This window comes from Croceicoccus hydrothermalis (assembly GCF_022378335.1).
GTDB lineage: Bacteria > Pseudomonadota > Alphaproteobacteria > Sphingomonadales > Sphingomonadaceae > Croceicoccus > Croceicoccus hydrothermalis.
Genome location: NZ_JAIQCI010000020.1, coordinates 61312 through 78818, shown reverse-complemented (window position 1 = coordinate 78818; position 17507 = coordinate 61312). Strand labels below are relative to the sequence as shown.

Sequence of the window (17507 nt, the reverse complement as noted above, 5' to 3'; positions counted from 1 at the left end):
ACCCAAGGGGGCAGACGCCGATGAAAGTGTGCGAGTGGTGAGCCAACCGCAATCGAACGTGAACATGGAAGCTGGCAATTCTGCCGAACGGGGCGCTCCGGCGCAACATATCCTCCTCGTCGAGGATGAGATGATCATTGCCTTCGACCTCGTCGATCGGTTGGAGGATTGCGGTTTTATCGTGGACGGTCCGCATCCCAGCGTCGCCCGCGCGCTGGCCGCCATCGACGCGCGCACTCCCGACGGTGCCGTGCTCGACGTACAGGTCACCGACGGGACCGTCTTTCCCGTGGCGGACAGGTTGAAGGACATGGCCGTTCCGTTCGTCTTTCATTCCGGCCATGCCAGCCCCGAAGAATTGCGCGAACGCTACCCGCGCGCCGATGTGTGTACCAAGCCATGCCCGATCGGCACATTGGAATCCCGGCTGCAGAAGCTGGTTATGAAATGAACCGCGGTGCGATTGCGCCCGCCTTTGCCATCGGTTAAGCGCGAGGCCACGGTTTCAGAAGCGAAAGGCGGACCCGATGGCGCGTATTACCGTACTCAACGGTCCCAATCTCAACCTGCTGGGCCAGCGGGAGCCGGACATATACGGCCATGAAACGCTCGCCGATATCGAGCGTCTGTGCCGCGAGAAGGCGAAAGCGCTTGGCCACGGAATCGCGTTTCATCAAAGCAATGCCGAGCACGATCTCATCGACTGGATCCAGGCTGCGCGCGCCGACGCCGCGGCCATTGTCATCAACCCCGCCGCCTACAGCCACACCTCGATCGCCATTCGCGACGCCTTGTCCGCCTTTGCCGGACCGATCGCGGAGGTTCACATCTCCAACATCCACGCGCGCGAGCATTTTCGCCACCACAGCCACGTATCGGCCGTGGCGGATCTCGTCATCTGCGGCGCGGGAACGCTGGGCTATGTCCTCGCGATAGAGGCGGTTGCGCAGCGGATTTAAGCGCGGCGCCGCACGCTACATCGCGGCGACCAAGTTCAACACGCGGGTCGCATGCTCCTTGCGGCAGAACAGCAGATCGGGCAGCGCGACGTCCGCCCGGTTGTATCGAAGCGGCGCGCCATCGATGCGCGAACAATGCAGGCCAAACGCATCGCACACCGCGGCGGGCGCGCAATTGTCCCATTCGTACTGCCCGCCCGAATGGAGGTAGATATCCGCCTCCCCGCGCAGGATCGCCATCGCCTTCGCACCCGCGCTGCCCATGGGAACGAGTTCGGCGTCGAGCGCCTCTGCCACCTGCACGGCTTCCTTCGCCGGGCGCGTGCGGCTGACCACCATGCGCAACCGTTGGGGCGCAGGCGGCAAATGTTCCGTCCGGTCGGACCGCATCGTGACATTCAGCCCCGGCAACGCCACCGCGCCGACAGCCGCCCGTCCCCCAATGGAAAGGCCGACATGCACGGCCCAATCGCCGCGCCGTTCGCCATATTCGCGGGTGCCGTCGACCGGGTCGACGATCCACACCCGGTCCTTGTCCAGCCGTTCGAGCGTGTCGCGGCTTTCTTCGGACAGGACGCCATCCTCGGGCCGCTGCTCGGCCAGCGCCTTCATCAGGAACGCATTGGCGACCTTGTCCCCTGCACTGCCCAGCTCCTTGCCGTCGAGCAAGCCGCTGTCCCGCACGGCGCAGGCGATCTGCCCCGCGGTCGTCGCGAGCCTTGCGGCCAGTTCGGCGTCGTCCTCGATACGAACCTTCGTTACCATCCCAGCAATTGCTCCACGATGCGATCCGCGGCCTCTTCCGGCGAAAGCGCGGTGGTGTCGATGCGGATTTCCGGGTTTTCCGGCGCTTCGTAAGGGCTGTCGATTCCGGTAAAGTTCTTCAACGTCCCGGCCCGCGCCTTGACATAGAGGCCCTTCACGTCGCGTTTCTCCGCCACGGAAAGCGGCGTGTCGATGAACACTTCCATGAACTCGCCCTCCTCCATCATGGCGCGCACCATGTCGCGTTCGGCGCGGAAGGGGGAGATGAAGGCGGTGATCACGATCAGCCCGGCATCAGTCATCAACCGGGCAACCTCGCCAACGCGGCGCACATTCTCGATCCGGTCGGCATCGGTAAAGCCGAGATCGCGGTTCAGCCCGTGCCGCACATTGTCTCCGTCGAGGAGGAAGCTGTGCCGGTTCATCCGGTGCAGCCGTTTTTCGACCAGATTCGCGATCGTCGATTTGCCCGAACCCGAAAGCCCGGTGAACCACAACACCTTCGGCGCCTGATTCTTCAAATCGGCGCGCGCCTCGCGCGTGATGTCGAGCGCCTGCCAATGGACGTTCTGCGAGCGGCGGAGCGCGAAATGCAGCATTCCGGCCGCGACCGTGCGGTTGGTCATCTTGTCGATGAGCACGAACCCGCCCAGCGCCGGGCTCACCCGGTCCTGCTCGTCGCGATAGGGGACGAAGGCGATGGGCCGTTCGGTGGCGAGTTCGGCGACCCCGATCTCGTTGAGATTCAGCGTCTTGGCTGCCATGTGATCCATGCTGTTCACATCGACGGTATATTTCGGCTCCTGCACGCTGGCTGATACCTGCTGCGTGCCGATTTTCATCCAGTAGGACCGACCGGGCAGCATCGCATCGTCCGCCATCCACACGATCGTGGCCTCGAACTGATCCGCGGTTTCGGGCGGGGCGTCGGCGGCGGCCATCACGCTGCCGCGCGAACAATCGACCTCGTCAGTAAGGGTGAGCGTCACCGATTGCCCGACCTGCGCCTCGTCCAGATCACCGTCCAGCGTGACGATGCGCGCGATATTCGTCGTCTTGCCCGACGGCACGATGCGCACCGGGTCGCCGGGGCGCACGGTGCCCGCACTGATCAATCCGGAAAATCCGCGAAAGTCGAGATTGGGCCGGTTCACCCATTGCACCGGCATGCGGAACGGCTTGGCAAGGTCGCTATCGCTCGACAACTCGACCGTTTCGAGATGCTCCATGAGCGACGGCCCCCGATACCACGGCGTGTTGGCGGACGGCGCGGTGACATTGTCGCCCTTGAAGCCGGAAATCGGAATGGCGGTGAAATCCTCGATCCCGATCGTCTTCGCAAATTCGCGGTAATCCGCGACGATGGCGTCGAAGGTCGCCTGATCGTAATCGACCAGGTCCATCTTGTTCACGGCGAGAACGACATTTCGGATGCCGACCAGATGGGCGAGATAGCTGTGCCGCCGCGTCTGCACCAGCACACCCTTGCGCGCATCGACGAGGATCACGGCGAGATCGGCGGTCGATGCGCCGGTGACCATGTTGCGGGTGTATTGTTCGTGGCCGGGGGTGTCGGCGACGATGAACTTGCGTTTCTGCGTGGTAAAGAAGCGATAGGCGACATCGATGGTGATGCCCTGCTCCCGCTCCGCCGCGAGGCCATCGACGAGCAGGGCGAAATCGATCTCCTGCCCCTGCGTGCCGACGCGGCGGGAATCGCTTTCCAGCGCCTCCAGCTGATCCTCGAAGATCATCTTGGAATCATAGAGCAGCCGGCCGATCAGGGTCGATTTCCCGTCGTCCACGCTCCCGCAGGTGATGAAGCGCAGCATCGTTTTATGCTGATGCGATTCCAGATAGGCGTCGATATCCTTCGCGATGAGCGCGTCGGTTTCGTAGACGGGGGTGTCGTGCGCGTCGGCCATCAGAAATAGCCCTCCTGCTTCTTCTTTTCCATGCTGGCGTCGCCGGCGTCACGGTCGATGGCGCGGCCCTGCCGCTCGCTCGTGGTGGTGAGCAGCATTTCCTGTATCACGCCCGAAAGATCGCTCGCCTCGCTCTCCACCGCGCCGGTCAGCGGGTAGCAGCCCAGCGTGCGGAACCGCACCGAACGCATTTCGGGCGTCTCGCCCTCGCGTAGGGGAAAGCGGTCGTCATCCACCATGATGAGCAAGCCGTCGCGTTCCACCACCGGGCGTTTTTCCGCGAAATAGAGCGGCACGATCTCGATCCCCTCCAGCTGGATATATTGCCAGATGTCGAGCTCGGTCCAGTTGGAGATGGGGAACACGCGAATGCTCTCCCCCTTGGCCTTGCGCGTGTTGTAGAGGTTCCACAGTTCAGGCCGCTGATCCTTCGGGTCCCAGCCATGCGTCGCGGTGCGGAAGGAGAAGATGCGCTCCTTCGCGCGGCTCTTCTCCTCATCCCGACGCGCGCCGCCGAACGCCGCGTCGAAGCCATGCTTGTCGAGCGCCTGCTTCAATCCTTGCGTCTTCCACATGTCGGTGTGGAGCGGGCCATGGTCGAACGGGTTGATCCCCTGCTCCTTCGCCTCCGGGTTCTGATGCACGATGAGGTCCATGCCGGCGTCTTGTGCCGCACGGTTGCGCAATTCGTACATCGCCTGAAACTTCCAGGTGGTGTCGACGTGCATCAACGGGAACGGCGGCGGCGAGGGATAGAACGCTTTTTTCGCCAGGTGCAGCATCACCGCGCTGTCCTTGCCGACCGAATACAGCATCACGGGGTTGTCGGCCTCTGCCGCAACCTCGCGCATGATATGGATGCTTTCGGCCTCCAGACGCTGAAGGTGAGTGAGGGGTTTGGCCATATGTCGCGCTTTTCAGGTCGGCGGCGGGCAAGGGCGTGCCCGCGTGATTGTTCAACAGATGCGCACGAGCCTAGTCGCGCACCCGTCGCATTACAGCCAAGAATTTATTGCGCCGCGCCAACGGGGATTTAGCCCGCCCGGCGCGGCCGTGATGAGGAGCGTTCAGCGCGCCGGCATAAGATCGAGAGCCGCCGCCGCCAGCGCCTCCGCCCCGGTGGCGATCACGGCGTCCGCATCCGGCGCCCAGAACGGGCTGTGCAGCGAGGGAAGCTGCGCCGTTCCCGCCTGCGCCGCCTCCCACCGGTCCATCGGCACCCCGCCGACCCAGAAGATCAGCGATTCGATCTCATCGGGCGCGGCGCGTCGATACCGGCTGAAATCCTCGCCGCCCATCGTCGCGGGTTCCTCCACCACGCGGTCCGCGCCGAACCGCGTTTCGAACAATCCGGCCATGCGCGTCGCCAGCGCAGGATCGTTGTAGGTCGCCGGTGTGAATTGATCCGCGAGCGTCACGGTCGGCATCCTGTCCTCCGGCATGCCGGCGGCGATCGCCTCGCCGCGCACGATCCGGCGTATCCCATCGATAAGACCCTGTCGGCTTTCGTCGCCATAGCTGCGCACGGTAAGCTGTAATTTCGCCTCGTCCGAAATGATGTTGTGCTTCGATCCGGCGTGGATGGAGCCGACGGTGACCACGGCCGGATCCTGTGGATCCTGCTCCCGGCTGACCAGCGTTTGAAGCCGCATCACGATGCTGCTCGCCAATACGATCGGGTCCTTCGTCATATGCGGATAGGCACCATGACCGCCGACGCCCGGAACGGTGATGTCGATGCTGTCCACATTGGCCAGCGCATAGCCGGGGGAATAGCCCACGACCCCTGCGGGAAGCGCGGCGGCGTCGTGAAACGCGATGGCATAGTCGGGCCGACCGAAGCGCTCGTAAAGCCCATCGTCGAGCATGGCGGCGGCCCCCTCGCCCACTTCCTCACCCGGCTGCGCGACGAGCATCAGCGTGCCCGACCATTCGGACCGCCGCTCCGCCAAAAGGCGCGCAGCCCCGATCAGGCCGGTCATGTGCGTATCGTGGCCGCAGGCGTGCATCACCCCGCTTTCCACGCCGGACCGCGCCGTCGCGGTCACCTGCGATGCAAAGGGAAGCCCCGTCTGCTCCCGCACCGGAAGCCCGTCCATATCGGCCCGTAGCAGCACGACCGGACCGGCGCCGTTCTTCATGATGCCGACGACGCCGGTCTGGCCGACATTCTCCGTCACCTCATAACCCAGTTCGCGCATCAGACCGGCCATTTTCGCCGCGGTGCGGGTTTCCTGCATCGACAATTCGGGATGCGCATGCAGATCGCGATAAAGCGTCATGAGTTCGGGCATGTCGCCCCGAAGATCGTCGGTCAGCGTATCGGCCCATGCCGCGCCGGGCAACATCAGGCCGAGAGTGGCAGAAAGCGAAAGCGCACGAAGCGAGGAACGTATGGTCATGAACGCCACCTTACCGCGAATGCGCCGCCCCGCAATCCCGTTTCCGTGCTTGGATGACGAACCTGACAAGCCCCTGTATCGTCTCGAAAACTTTCGCAACACGCCTCTTCTTCGCCCAAATGGCGCAGCGATGCGACGAACCGGGAAACAAAGCAATCCGTTCACCCGTTTAAACACCATACAATCCGCTAAAAAGCGGGAAAGATCAGCCGGTAGGATTATTCGGCTCCGTCTTTCATGACATAGAAAAAGGAGACCTTTCATGGCCAACCGTTTTGACAACGAACGTAGAAACGAACGCAATCGCAACTATAACCGCGATTACGACCGTTTCGACGACCGGCAGCAACAGCAATTCGAATCCGGCAATTACGGATCGGAGCGCGGATACGGTCAGCAAGGCAGCTATGACGACGGCTATCGCCAGATGGACAACGATTATGGCCGCGACGACTTCGCAAGCTACGGCCGTGATGACATGATGCGCCGCGGCGGGCGCGACAGGAACGATCGCGACGGAGCACGCACGGCCGGCGATCCCATGCGTTACGACAACCGGGGCGACCGTTTCGGCAGCTTCAATTCGAACGATTATGGCGGCCGCGATTTCGAACGTGTCCAGAACCGCGGATATGGCAGCGGCAGCTACGGCAGCGGCGGCGGCGGCGGTGCCTATGCCGGGACGATGGGCCACAACCGCCGCCGGAACGAAGAGCGCGGCTTCTTCGACAAGGCCGGTGACGAAATCGCGAGCTGGTTCGGCGACGAGGATGCGGAACGCCGCCGGGAGCGTGACCATACCGGGCGCGGACCTGCGAATTACAAGCGTTCGGACGAACGTATTCTCGAAGATGCCTGCGACCGGCTGACCGATGACTGGGGCGTCGATGCGTCCGAAATCACTGTCACCGTACAGGATGCCGAGGTCACGCTCGACGGTTCGGTCGAGGACCGTCGGGGCAAGCGCCGGGCAGAAGATTGCGTCCACGACATTTCCGGTGTGCGCCATGTGCAGAACAACCTCCGCGTGACCGAACTGGACCAACGGTACGACCGGACCCGGACGGCGGAAGAAACGACAGGTTCGTGATCCCGAACAGGGTTTGTGAAATACCCTGAAGAAAGGCCCGGCCATTGCGGTCGGGCCTTTTCGTCGTCGCACGACACCGCGCTCCGCACCGGTCAACAAACGGACAGCATTATGACATCCACTCTCGACCCCATCCTTCCCGACGATCTGATCGAACGGGCACACCGCGTTCTCGACCTCGCGCATGAGCGGAAGGTTTCGCTGACCACGGCGGAAAGCTGCACTGGCGGGCTGCTGGCGGCGTTGCTGACCGATGTTCGCGGCCGTGGCCATGCCTTCGATCGGGGGATCGTGACCTATTCGGTGGATGCGAAATGCGATCTGCTCGACATCGACCGGGACGAGGTCGAAAGCTGCGGCGCGGTCAGCAGGCCGATTGCCATCGCCATGGCACGGGGTGCGTTAAACCGCTCCCGCTCCGCCATTGCCGTGTCGATCACGGGATATGCCGGCCCGGGCGGGGATGACGCCGAAGAAGGGCTTGTCCATTTCGGCTGCGCCGTGAAGAATGGCGACATTCACCATCGGGAGGAACATTTCGGGGCGATCGGTCGCTCCGGCGTTCGCAAGGCGGCGCTGAACGTGGCGCTCGACATGATGGAACAGGAACTGCTGAAAATGGACGAGGGTGCGCAGCGATGAACGACACAGGGACGGCAAACGGCGATTTCTTCTCGCTCCACCGCCATGGCTTCATCCGCGCGGCGACCAGCACGCCCCGGGTGCGCACGGCGGACATATCCTTCAACCGCGACGCGATTTTAAAGGAGGCGCGGCGGGCGCACGAGGCAGGGGTCGACCTGCTCGTCTTTCCCGAATTGTGCCTGACGTCCTATGCCATCGATGATCTGCATATGCAGGCGGCATTGCTCGACGCGGTCGAGCGCGCGCTTATCGATATTGCGGAGGCGAGCGCGGAGCTGTCGCCGGTGCTGATGATCGGCGCGGCGCTTCGCCACGAGGGGCGCATCTACAATTGCGCGATTCCGGTGGCGAAGGGGCGCATTCTGGGCGCGGTGCCCAAAAGCTACCTGCCCAATTATCGCGAATTCTACGAAAAACGCTGGTTCGCGCATGGCCGCAATATCACCGGTCAGCATATCGCCGTCGGGGGTGCCCGCGTTCCGTTCGGCACGGACCTCATCTTCGCCGCGAGCGACGTCCCCTCGTTCAAGCTGTTCGCCGAAATCTGCGAGGATTTCTGGGCCGCGACGCCGCCATCAACTCATGGCGCGCTCGCAGGTGCGACGGTCATCGCCAATCTCTCGGCCAGCAATATCACCATCGGCAAGTCGGATGAGCGGCATCTCTTGTGCCGTGCGCAATCGTCGCGGACGCAGACCGCCTACCTCTACTCCGCCGCGGGGCACGGGGAAAGCACGACCGATCTCGCCTGGGACGGCCAGGGCATCATCTACGAACTCGGCGATCTTCTGGCCGAGAGCGAGCGTTTCTCGCTCGACGCGGAATTGTGCATCGCGGATATCGATTGCGACCGCATCGTGCTCGACCGGCAACGGCTGCAAACCTTCAACGATGCCGCAGAACATGCGGGTCTGCCGCAGACACGGTTCCGCATGGTGGAATTCACGCTCGGTAACGGCATGCGGGACATCGGGCTCAATCGCCCGATCCGGCGCTTTCCCTTCGTCCCCAACCGCCAGGAAAAGCTCGACGAGGATTGTTTCGAGGCGTTCAATATCCAGGTCGATGGCCTGATGCGCCGGTTCGAGGCGACGGGCGGCGATACCATGGTGATCGGCATATCGGGCGGGCTCGATTCCACTCATGCGCTACTCGTCGCGGCGCGGGCGTGCGACCGGCTGAATCTCCCGCGCAGCACGATCCGCGGCTATACTATGCCCGGTTTCGGGACCAGCGAGGGCACGAAATCGAACGCGTGGAAGCTGATGAAGGCGATCGGCATCGTGGCGGAGGAGATCGATATAAAGCCCGCCGCGCGCCGCATGCTGGAGGACATCGGCCATCCGTTCGCCGATGGGGAGCCTGTGTATGACGTGACCTTCGAAAATGTTCAGGCGGGCCTGCGCACCGATTATCTGTTCCGGCTTGCCGGACATCATTCAGGGTTCGTCATCGGCACGGGCGACCTGTCCGAACTGGCGCTCGGCTGGTGCACCTATGGCGTGGGCGATCAGATGAGCCATTATGCCGTGAATGCCGGCGTGCCCAAAACGCTCATTCAATATCTCATCCGCTGGACCGCGCGCACCAATCAGCTCGACCATGCCGCGGATCAGGTGCTGGAGGATATTCTCGCGACCGAGATTTCCCCCGAACTCGTCCCGCAGGGCGAAGACGGCGAGATACAGAGCACGCAGAGCAAGATCGGGCCGTATGAACTGAACGATTTCTTCCTCCACCACATCATGCGGTTCGGACAGAAACCGTCGAAGGTCGCCTTCCTCGCCTGGCACGCATGGCGCGATGCGGAGCGCGGGCTGTGGCCGGCGGAATTTCCCGACGCGCTGAAGAACGCATACGACCTTCCCACCATTCGCAAATGGCTGGAGAAATTCTGCTGGCGTTTCTTTCAATCGTCGCAGTTCAAGCGGTCGGCCATTCCGAACGGACCCAAAGTATCCTCCGGCGGCGCGCTTAGCCCGCGGGGCGACTGGCGTGCGCCGTCCGATTCGGTCGCCGATGTCTGGGTGCAGGAATTGCGGGACAACGTGCCGGAATGACCGGGGCGGTTCAGCCCGGTTTCGTCATGGCCTCGGGCTTCACGATGCGGTCGTAATCCTCGCCGGTGACATGGCCGCTGTCGATCGCGGCTTCGCGCAGGGTGACGTTGCGTGCATGCGCATCCTTCGCGATGGCGGCGGCCTTGTCATAGCCGATCGTCGGCGCCAGCGCGGTGACCAGCATGAGCGAGTTTTCGACCCCCTTCGCGATATTGTCCTCCCGCGGCTCCAGCCCGGCTAGCAGGTTTGTCGTAAAACTGTTCGCCGCATCGGCCAGCAGCCGCACCGATTGCAGGAAATCATACGCCATGACCGGGCGATAGACATTCAGCTCGAACTGCCCCTGGCTCGCCGCGAAGCTTAGCGTGGCGTGATTGCCGAACACCTGCGCGCACACCTGCGTCATCGCTTCGCACTGCGTCGGGTTTACCTTTCCGGGCATGATCGAACTGCCCGGCTCGTTCGCCGGCAGGGCCAGCTCGCCAAGACCCGAACGCGGCCCGGAGCCGAGATAGCGGATGTCGTTGGCGATCTTGAAAAGGCTCGCCGCCAGCGTATTGAGCGCGCCATGCGCAAACAGCAGCGCATCGTGCGCGGCAAGGCTTTCGAACTTGTTGGCCGCGCTTCGGAACGGGTGGCCCGTATCCTTCGCAATGGCTTCGGCGACGCCGGTCCCAAAGCCGTCCGGCGCGTTCAGCCCGGTGCCCACCGCCGTGCCCCCCTGCGCCAGATCGTAAAGACCGTCCATCACGCTATCGATCCGCGCGATGCCAAGCTCCACCTGCCGCGCGTAACCGGAAAATTCCTGTCCGAGCGTCAGCGGTGTTGCATCCTGCGTATGGGTGCGGCCGATCTTGACGATACCGTCCCATCGCCGCGCCTTTTGGTTCAGATCCTCATGCATCGTGTGCAGCGCGGGCAACAGCCTTTCGGCAATCTGGGTTACGGCGGCGATATTGATGGCGGTGGGAAACGTATCGTTCGACGATTGCGACATGTTGACGTGATCATTGGGGTGCACCGGGGATTTTTCGCCCGGTTTGCCGCCCAGCATCACATTCGCGCGGTTGGAGATAACCTCGTTCGCGTTCATGTTGCTTTGCGTTCCCGAACCCGTCTGCCACACGACGAGGGGAAATTCGGCATCGAGCTCGCCCGATACCACCTCGTCCGCGGCGCGGATGATGGCGTCCGCCAGATCGGCATCGAGCAGGCCGAGATCGCGATTGGTCCGCGCCGCCGCCCGCTTCACGATGCCCAGCGCGCGTGTCACGGGGCGGGGCATGACCTCCTCACCGATACGGAAATTTTCGCGCGAACGCTGCGTCTGCGCGCCCCAGAGGCGGTCCGCCGGAACGTCGATGGCGCCCATGGTGTCGGTTTCGCTGCGTGTGTCGGTCATGGCTTTTCTGGCCCCTTTCATCGGATGCTTTCGTGCATGGCAACAAGCCGTCCCCGCGCTGCGTTCCCTGCGATCCGGTTCGATTTCCGGCGCGGCGCGTCAATGCGTGCGCCCCGTCGCAGCCACGGGGCGCCCTGACCGACGCGCGGAACACGATGGCGGACCAGCGGCTTCTATCGGTAACAGAGATCGGAGATTGCATATGAAATCGGATAACAGGGAACTGGGCGCGCTGGCCGGGGCGGGCATTGCCCTTGGCGCGGCGGCGGTCGGCGCGTGGCTTTCCACGCGAGAGAAGAAACATCACCCCGACAGCGCGCCCGGATGGACGCAGCGTCGCAATTTCGGCGATTACGAGGTTGTCGGCCGCACCGTCACCATCCGCAAGCCGCGCGCGGAGCTTTTCGCGTTCTGGCGCGAGTTTCAGAACCTGCCCCGCTTCATGGAAAACGTGGAGCGCATAACGACGAAAAGCAGCGACGGCCGCGCCGTGTGGACGATTAAGGCGCCCGCCGGACAATCCGTGGACGTCGAAACCGAAATCGCACGGGAGGAGCAGGACAAGCTCATCGCCTGGCGCTCCGTCGAAGGGTCGGACATCGATACCGAAGGCCGCGTCACGTTCGAGGATGCGCCTGGCGAACGCGGCACGCGCGTCTCTCTCGTCATTGCGTACAAGGCGCCGGGCGGAAAGATCGGCCAGGCCATCGCCAAGCTGTTCATGCGCGAACCCGAAGTACAGGCGCGCCACGATCTCAAGCGTTTCAAGATGCTCATGGAAACCGGCGAAGTCACCACCAGCGCGCGCCGCAAGGATCAGACCCGCGCCGCCCAGTATCAGAACGATCAAGCCGATCAGCAGGAGAATGCACGATGAAAGCTCTCACCTGGCATGGAAAGCATGACGTGCGCGTCGACAATGTCGACGACCCCGAAATCGTGAACAGCCGCGATGCGATCATCAAGGTGACGAGCACCGCGATCTGCGGCTCCGACCTCCACCTTTACGACGGGGTGATCCCGATGGTGCAGTCGGGCGACATCCTGGGCCATGAATTCATGGGCGAGGTCGTGGAAACCGGCGCCGACAGCACGTTGGAAAAAGGACAGCGCGTCGTCGTTCCATTCACCATTTCATGCGGCGGCTGTTTCCACTGCAACATCAAGCAATACAGCTGCTGTGAAAATTCGAACCCGGCGGAAAAACAGGACGCATCGGCGACGCTTTACGGGCATCCGATGGCGGGGCTGTTCGGCTATTCCCATCTCACCGGCGGATATTCGGGCGGGCAGGCGGAATATGTCCGCGTCCCCTACTCCGATGTCGGGCCGATCGTCGTTCCCGACCACCTCGACGATGACAAGGTGTTGTTCCTGTCCGACATTCTGCCGACCGGCTGGATGGGTGCGGAAAATGCGGAGATCAATCCCGACGATACGGTCGCGGTATGGGGCTGCGGCCCGGTGGGGCTGTTCGCAATTCAATCGGCCATCGTGATGGGCGCATCGAAGGTGATCGCGATCGATCATTATCCCCACCGGCTGGAGCTTGCGAAAAAGCTGGGCGCCGACACGATCAATTTCCGTGAAACCGACGTGCGCGAAGCCTTGATGGAAATGTCGGGCGGCATCGGCGTGGATGCGGTGATCGACGCCGTCGGCATGGAAGCGCACGGCTTTGCCTATGACAACATGATGGACATGGTGAAGCAGACCGTCGGCATGGGTGCCGACAGGGCGAGCGCATTGAAACAGGCGATCCTGGCCGTGCGTCCGGGCGGGCGCGTGTCGATCCCCGGCGTCTATGGCGGGATGACCGACAAATGGCCGCTGGGCGCGATGATGGAAAAAGGACTGCAACTGCGGGGCGGGCAGACGCACGTGCAACGCTATACCAAGGATCTGCTCGACAAGATCGAGGACGGCACGCTCGACACCACTTTCCTCATCAGCCACCGCCTCCCCCTGACTGAGGCGGCGGACGGCTACAAGAATTTCCACGACAATCAGAACGAATGGACGAAAGTCGTCCTAAAACCCGGAATGGAGGCCTGATCATGGCGAAGGACATCGACAAATTGCATGGGCTGGTCGTCATCACCGGCGCGTCGAGCGGGATCGGGCAGGAGCTGGCGAAGCTGGCGGCGAAGGACGGCTGCGACCTGATCCTCGCCGCCGACCGCGACATGAGCGAAACCGAGGCCATCGTGAAACAGCATGGCGCGGCCTCGGTCGCGACCGTGACGGGCGACCTTGCCACGCGCGACGGGATCATGGCTCTGATGACCGAAATAGGCGATCGTCCGGTGGACTTCCTGCTCGCCAATGCAGGGCACGGGCTGGGCCATGCCTTCCTCGATCAGGAGTGGAAGGACATCGCGCATGTCATCCACACCAATGTCACCGGCACGACGGCGCTGATCTACTATATCGGCAAGCGGATGCGCGAACGCGATGCGGGCCGGATCCTGGTTACCGGGTCGGTTGCGGGGCATTTGCCGGGGGCGTATCAACTCGTCTACAATTCGACGAAGGCCTATATCGACGATTTCTGTTTCGGCCTTCGCAACGAGTTGAAGGACACCAATGTCACGATAAGCTGCCTGATGCCCGGCGTGACCGATACGCAATTCTTCGACCGCGCGGGCATGGAAGATACAGGCGCCGGACAGTCCGACAGCAAGTCCGACCCAGCCAAGGTGGCAAAGGACGGCTACGACGCCCTGCTCGAAGGGGACGCGCATGTGGTATCGGGCTTCATGAACAAGGTTCAGGACGTGTTCGCCAATGTCATTCCCGATACGATGCTGGCCGAAATGCACCGCAAGATGGCCAAGCCCAAAAAGGAACACGCCGATTGACGCAGACCCCGCCATGATGGCGCCCCGATGGTGAGCGCGCGCCGGACGGCCGCGCCCACCGCGGCGGTGAAATCCCTCCTCCGCGCGCAGGTTCGCGCCGTGTTCAACGACGCGAGCCGCGGGGAAACGCCGGTTACCCGATCCGACACGGCGATATATCCGCCCGGTTCGGTCATTCGCGCCGTCCATGCCGATGTGGTGTCGATGATGGTCGGCGGCATGGCCGCTTTGTTGTTACAGATGCTGCACCCCGCGGCGCTTCGCGGCGTGCTCGACCATTCGGATTTTCGCGCCGACATGCTCGGGCGGCTGCGGCGGACGGCGCGTTTCATCGCGATCACCACCTATGCGGACCGCCATGAGGCGGAGGCCGCGATCGATCGGGTCCGCCGCATCCACCTGCGCGTGACGGGAACGCTCCCCGATGGAACGGGCTATCGCGCCTCCGATCCCCGGCTGCTGGCGTGGGTCCATGTGTGCGAGGCGCTGTGCTTCCTCGATGCGTATATCCGCTATGTCGATCCGCGCATGAGCGCGAGGGATCAGGATATCTATTTCGCGCAGGCCGCCCATGTCGCCCGCGCGCTGGGCGCCGATCCGGTCCCCGAAACGCGTGCCGCGGCAGAGGCGTTGCTGGCCTCGTTTCGGGGCGAGCTTGCCGTGCTTCCCGAAACGCGGGAGGTGGCCGATCTCGTGCTGACGCCGGCGGCGGGGAACCCTGCGTCGGCGGCGCCGCATCGCATGCTGGGCAATGCGGCGCTCGACCTGTTGCCGCGATGGGCGCCCGCCATGTTGAACCTGCGGCCGGGGCGGCTGACCGCGCTTCCCAACAGGCTGGCGACCTATGCGATGGGCGCGGCGCTCAGGTGGAGCTTTCGCGAATGATCCGCCTTCGGGCCGAGATAGGCTGGGGATAGCGGCGCGCGATGGCTTTGGCTGCGGCGCGCGGCCCGCTATTGCCTGATACGTGAGCAATTCGATCATCATCGGCAGCGACAATCGCGACACCAGCGTTCCCATCGATATCGAGGAATTGCTGGCCACGCGTCTGCTGGTGCAGGGCAATTCGGGATCGGGCAAATCGCATCTCCTGCGCCGCCTGCTGGAGGAAAGCGCCGGGCTGGTGCAGCAGGTCGTGATCGATCCGGAGGGTGATTTCGTGACGCTGGCCGAACCGTTCGGCCATGTGGTGATCGACGGCGCGGATTACGGCGATACCGAGATCGTGCAACTGGCCGCGCGTATCCGGCGCCATCGCGCCTCGGTCGTGCTCGCGCTCGACGGGCTTGAGGTGGAGGCGCAGATGCGCTGCGCCGCGATGTTCCTCAATGCCCTGTTCGATGCCCCGCGGGAGGAATGGTACCCCGCGCTCGTCGTCGTGGACGAGGCGCAGATGTTCGCACCGGCACAGGGCGGCGACGTCAGCGACGAGGCCCGCCGCCTCTCGCTTTCGGCGATGACCAACCTGATGTGCCGGGGGCGCAAGCGCGGCCTCGCCGGCGTCATCGCGACGCAGCGGCTGGCGAAACTTGCCAAGAATGTCGCGGCGGAGGCGTCGAATTTCCTGATGGGGCGGACCTTTCTCGATATCGACATGGTGCGCGCTGCCGACCTGCTCGGCATGGAACGGCGGCAGGCGGAACAGATCCGCGATCTCGACCGCGGCATGTTCCTGGGCCTTGGTCCGGCGATTTCCCGGCGCCCCGTATCGGTCCGTATCGGAAGCGTGCGGACCGGCACGCGCGGTGCGGCGCCCGGCCTCTTGCCGCTTCCCACCGCATCGGCGGAGGAGATGGAGGCATTGCTCCATGCCGCGCCGGAAACGACCGAACCGCCGCCCCCCGCCCCGCCCCGTCCCAGCCCGGGCGAGCAGGCCGACGCGCTGATGGAACGGATCGCGATACAGGATGCGCCCGCGCCGGATACGACCGGGGATCAGGCCGACGATACGCCCGACGCCGCCCCGATCATCGCCGAAGTGCTGCGCGAAATGGCGGCCGAGCCCGACAGTGCGTTTCAGACATCCGCCGCCCTGTTCCAGGATTTCACCCTGCGATGCCGCGCCCGCCGGGCGCCGCTTCACGGGCTCGACATGACGCAATTCAACCGCCGGTTCGCTATGGCCCAGGCCGGCATCGACACGGACAACGACGATCACGCCGCGCTCGTCGCGTTGTCGCAGAGCGTGCCAGACGACATGCTGGCCCCGTTCCTCGCCATCGCGCGCGCGGCGCAGGACGAGGCGCCCTGCCCCGACGACGATACGCTCGCCCGCATTTACGGCACGAGCAGTGCGGGCCGCATCCGCCGCCTGCTCGACAATTTCGAGCGTATGGAACTTCTCGTGATCCGCACCGATTTTTCGGGGCGGCGGACGGTCACCGTGCCGCGGCTTGGCCTCACGACGGCGGCGGTCTGAAACGGACATGGCGGGGCGTCGTTCATGACATCGGCGGGGCTTGCGATCGTGCTGGGCCTCGTGTTGCTCATCGGCGGGGGCGAATTGCTCGTGTCGGGCGCGGTAAAGCTTGCGGCAAAGGCGCGGGTTGCGCCGCTGTTCATCGGGCTGGTGGTGGTGGGGTTCGGAACCTCCGCCCCCGAACTGGTCGCCAGTGTCGAGGCGGTTCGCGCGGGCGCGCCGGCGATCGCGTGGGGGAACATCGTCGGCTCCAACATCGCGAACACGCTGCTGGTGCTCGGCGGGGCATCGCTGGTCGCGCCGATCCGCGTGGCGGCGGCGGGGCGGATGCGCGATCCGGTGGTGGGGCTTCTCGCCGCGCTGCTGCTGTGCGGCGTGGCGGTGACGGGCTTTTCCGGCGTGGCGCTCGGCCTTGCGATGATCGGGCTTTTGCTTGTCTATATCGCCTATTGCTTCAAGGCAGAGCGCACGCCGCCCGCGCACGATATCGCGCCGGATACGCCGCCGCCCGGCTGGTTCCGCCCGCTGTCCGGGGCGGCGGTCGGGCTCGCGCTGTTGATCTTCGGGGGCAGGATACTGGTCGGTGGGGCAACCGATCTGGCGCGGCTGGCGGGGATGAGCGAGACATTGATCGGGCTTACCATCGTGGCGGTCGGCACGTCGCTTCCCGAACTCGTGGCGAGCATTGCCGCCGCGCGCAAAGGCGAATCCGAAGTTGCGCTGGGCAGTGTGACCGGGTCCAATCTCTACAACACATTGTTCATCGGCGGCACGACCATGGCGCTTTCGGGCGATGCTTTGCCGGGCGAGCTATGGCCGTTCGACCTGTTGGCGATGGGGGCGTCGGCGGCGGTGCTGACCATGCTGATCCTATGGCAGAGGGGCTTGCCGCGCTGGTGTGCGGCGATGTTCCTTCTCGCCTATGCGGGTTATCTGGCGATGCTGGCGGCGGGATGATCGCGGGCGGCGCAATGCCCTC

At 64.0% G+C, this 17507-nt stretch carries 16 protein-coding genes; 11 read left to right on the top strand and 5 right to left on the bottom strand.

The window, feature by feature from the left end; genetic code table 11:
* The first annotated feature begins 37 nt into the window (after nucleotides 1-37).
* Both K4G67_RS11715 and aroQ read left to right on the top strand, forming a co-directional pair.
* Nucleotides 38-451 carry a response regulator gene (locus K4G67_RS11715; RefSeq protein WP_239806545.1) on the top strand — a complete coding sequence of 138 codons (414 nt, stop codon included), beginning with the start codon at nucleotides 38-40 and terminating at the stop codon, nucleotides 449-451.
* Nucleotides 452-527: 76 nt separating this feature from the next.
* Complete coding sequence (aroQ, locus tag K4G67_RS11710) at nucleotides 528-959, top strand: type II 3-dehydroquinate dehydratase (protein WP_239806544.1); 432 nt, start codon at nucleotides 528-530, stop codon at nucleotides 957-959.
* A gap of 15 nt (nucleotides 960-974) precedes the next feature.
* Here aroQ and K4G67_RS11705 read toward each other — a convergent pair whose 3' ends face one another.
* The 4 genes from K4G67_RS11705 to K4G67_RS11690 all read right to left on the bottom strand — a co-directional run bounded on the left by K4G67_RS11705 (nucleotide 975) and on the right by K4G67_RS11690 (nucleotide 6051).
* Nucleotides 975-1724, bottom strand: a complete 750-nt coding sequence (locus tag K4G67_RS11705) for a 3'(2'),5'-bisphosphate nucleotidase CysQ (protein ID WP_239806543.1) — start codon at nucleotides 1722-1724, stop codon at nucleotides 975-977.
* On the bottom strand, nucleotides 1718-3649 hold the full coding sequence (cysN, locus tag K4G67_RS11700) for a sulfate adenylyltransferase subunit CysN (RefSeq protein ID WP_239806542.1): 1932 nt from the start codon (nucleotides 3647-3649) through the stop codon (nucleotides 1718-1720). The genes K4G67_RS11705 and cysN overlap by 7 nt, the downstream gene beginning before the upstream one ends.
* Nucleotides 3649-4554 (bottom strand): sulfate adenylyltransferase subunit CysD, encoded by a 906-nt coding sequence (cysD, locus tag K4G67_RS11695; protein WP_239806541.1) that lies wholly within the window; start codon nucleotides 4552-4554, stop codon nucleotides 3649-3651. The genes cysN and cysD overlap by 1 nt, the downstream gene beginning before the upstream one ends.
* Before the next feature lie 162 nt (nucleotides 4555-4716).
* Entirely contained in the window at nucleotides 4717-6051 is a 1335-nt protein-coding gene (locus tag K4G67_RS11690; RefSeq protein WP_420830031.1) for an amidohydrolase, read from the bottom strand.
* A 262-nt stretch (nucleotides 6052-6313) separates the two neighbouring features.
* Between K4G67_RS11690 and K4G67_RS11685 the strand changes: the two genes are divergently transcribed.
* From K4G67_RS11685 to K4G67_RS11675, 3 genes are all read left to right on the top strand, one after another.
* Nucleotides 6314-7141: a BON domain-containing protein gene (locus tag K4G67_RS11685; protein WP_239806540.1), complete on the top strand. Its 828-nt coding sequence runs from the start codon at nucleotides 6314-6316 to the stop codon at nucleotides 7139-7141.
* Between the two features lie 111 nt (nucleotides 7142-7252).
* Nucleotides 7253-7783 (top strand): CinA family protein, encoded by a 531-nt coding sequence (locus tag K4G67_RS11680; protein ID WP_239806539.1) that lies wholly within the window; start codon nucleotides 7253-7255, stop codon nucleotides 7781-7783.
* Nucleotides 7780-9846, top strand: coding sequence for an NAD(+) synthase (locus K4G67_RS11675; RefSeq protein WP_239806538.1), 2067 nt, complete (start codon nucleotides 7780-7782; stop codon nucleotides 9844-9846). Before K4G67_RS11680 ends, K4G67_RS11675 begins: the two co-directional genes overlap by 4 nt.
* A gap of 10 nt (nucleotides 9847-9856) precedes the next feature.
* Here K4G67_RS11675 and fumC read toward each other — a convergent pair whose 3' ends face one another.
* Nucleotides 9857-11248 carry a class II fumarate hydratase gene (gene fumC / locus K4G67_RS11670; protein WP_239806537.1) on the bottom strand — a complete coding sequence of 464 codons (1392 nt, stop codon included), beginning with the start codon at nucleotides 11246-11248 and terminating at the stop codon, nucleotides 9857-9859.
* Between the two features lie 202 nt (nucleotides 11249-11450).
* Between fumC and K4G67_RS11665 the strand changes: the two genes are divergently transcribed.
* The 6 genes from K4G67_RS11665 (at nucleotide 11451) to K4G67_RS11640 (ending at nucleotide 17485) form a co-directional block, all read left to right on the top strand.
* Nucleotides 11451-12125: an SRPBCC family protein gene (locus K4G67_RS11665; protein ID WP_239806536.1), complete on the top strand. Its 675-nt coding sequence runs from the start codon at nucleotides 11451-11453 to the stop codon at nucleotides 12123-12125.
* Nucleotides 12122-13303, top strand: a complete 1182-nt coding sequence (locus K4G67_RS11660; RefSeq protein ID WP_239806535.1) for a zinc-dependent alcohol dehydrogenase — start codon at nucleotides 12122-12124, stop codon at nucleotides 13301-13303. The genes K4G67_RS11665 and K4G67_RS11660 overlap by 4 nt, the downstream gene beginning before the upstream one ends.
* A gap of 2 nt (nucleotides 13304-13305) precedes the next feature.
* Nucleotides 13306-14109, top strand: coding sequence for an SDR family NAD(P)-dependent oxidoreductase (locus K4G67_RS11655; protein WP_239806534.1), 804 nt, complete (start codon nucleotides 13306-13308; stop codon nucleotides 14107-14109).
* Between the two features lie 27 nt (nucleotides 14110-14136).
* Nucleotides 14137-14994 (top strand): oxygenase MpaB family protein, encoded by an 858-nt coding sequence (locus K4G67_RS11650; RefSeq protein ID WP_239806533.1) that lies wholly within the window; start codon nucleotides 14137-14139, stop codon nucleotides 14992-14994.
* 82 nt (nucleotides 14995-15076) lie between these two features.
* Nucleotides 15077-16528, top strand: coding sequence for a helicase HerA domain-containing protein (locus K4G67_RS11645; RefSeq protein WP_239806532.1), 1452 nt, complete (start codon nucleotides 15077-15079; stop codon nucleotides 16526-16528).
* A 24-nt stretch (nucleotides 16529-16552) separates the two neighbouring features.
* Complete coding sequence (locus tag K4G67_RS11640; protein WP_239806531.1) at nucleotides 16553-17485, top strand: calcium/sodium antiporter; 933 nt, start codon at nucleotides 16553-16555, stop codon at nucleotides 17483-17485.
* Nucleotides 17486-17507: the final 22 nt, after the last annotated feature.

What these genes read in the sequence shown, in the direction of transcription:
- aroQ (WP_239806544.1), top strand. Translation starts at nt 528, where the DNA reads ATGGCGCGTATTACCGTACTCAACGGTCCCAATCTCAACCTGCTGGGC.
- K4G67_RS11705 (WP_239806543.1), bottom strand. Translation starts at nt 1,724, where the DNA reads ATGGTAACGAAGGTTCGTATCGAGGACGACGCCGAACTGGCCGCAAGG.
- cysN (WP_239806542.1), bottom strand. Translation starts at nt 3,649, where the DNA reads ATGGCCGACGCGCACGACACCCCCGTCTACGAAACCGACGCGCTCATC.
- cysD (WP_239806541.1), bottom strand. Translation starts at nt 4,554, where the DNA reads ATGGCCAAACCCCTCACTCACCTTCAGCGTCTGGAGGCCGAAAGCATC.
- K4G67_RS11690 (WP_420830031.1), bottom strand. Translation starts at nt 6,051, where the DNA reads ATGACCATACGTTCCTCGCTTCGTGCGCTTTCGCTTTCTGCCACTCTC.
- K4G67_RS11685 (WP_239806540.1), top strand. Translation starts at nt 6,314, where the DNA reads ATGGCCAACCGTTTTGACAACGAACGTAGAAACGAACGCAATCGCAAC.
- K4G67_RS11680 (WP_239806539.1), top strand. Translation starts at nt 7,253, where the DNA reads ATGACATCCACTCTCGACCCCATCCTTCCCGACGATCTGATCGAACGG.
- K4G67_RS11675 (WP_239806538.1), top strand. Translation starts at nt 7,780, where the DNA reads ATGAACGACACAGGGACGGCAAACGGCGATTTCTTCTCGCTCCACCGC.
- fumC (WP_239806537.1), bottom strand. Translation starts at nt 11,248, where the DNA reads ATGACCGACACACGCAGCGAAACCGACACCATGGGCGCCATCGACGTT.
- K4G67_RS11665 (WP_239806536.1), top strand. Translation starts at nt 11,451, where the DNA reads ATGAAATCGGATAACAGGGAACTGGGCGCGCTGGCCGGGGCGGGCATT.
- K4G67_RS11660 (WP_239806535.1), top strand. Translation starts at nt 12,122, where the DNA reads ATGAAAGCTCTCACCTGGCATGGAAAGCATGACGTGCGCGTCGACAAT.
- K4G67_RS11655 (WP_239806534.1), top strand. Translation starts at nt 13,306, where the DNA reads ATGGCGAAGGACATCGACAAATTGCATGGGCTGGTCGTCATCACCGGC.
- K4G67_RS11650 (WP_239806533.1), top strand. Translation starts at nt 14,137, where the DNA reads ATGGTGAGCGCGCGCCGGACGGCCGCGCCCACCGCGGCGGTGAAATCC.
- K4G67_RS11640 (WP_239806531.1), top strand. Translation starts at nt 16,553, where the DNA reads ATGACATCGGCGGGGCTTGCGATCGTGCTGGGCCTCGTGTTGCTCATC.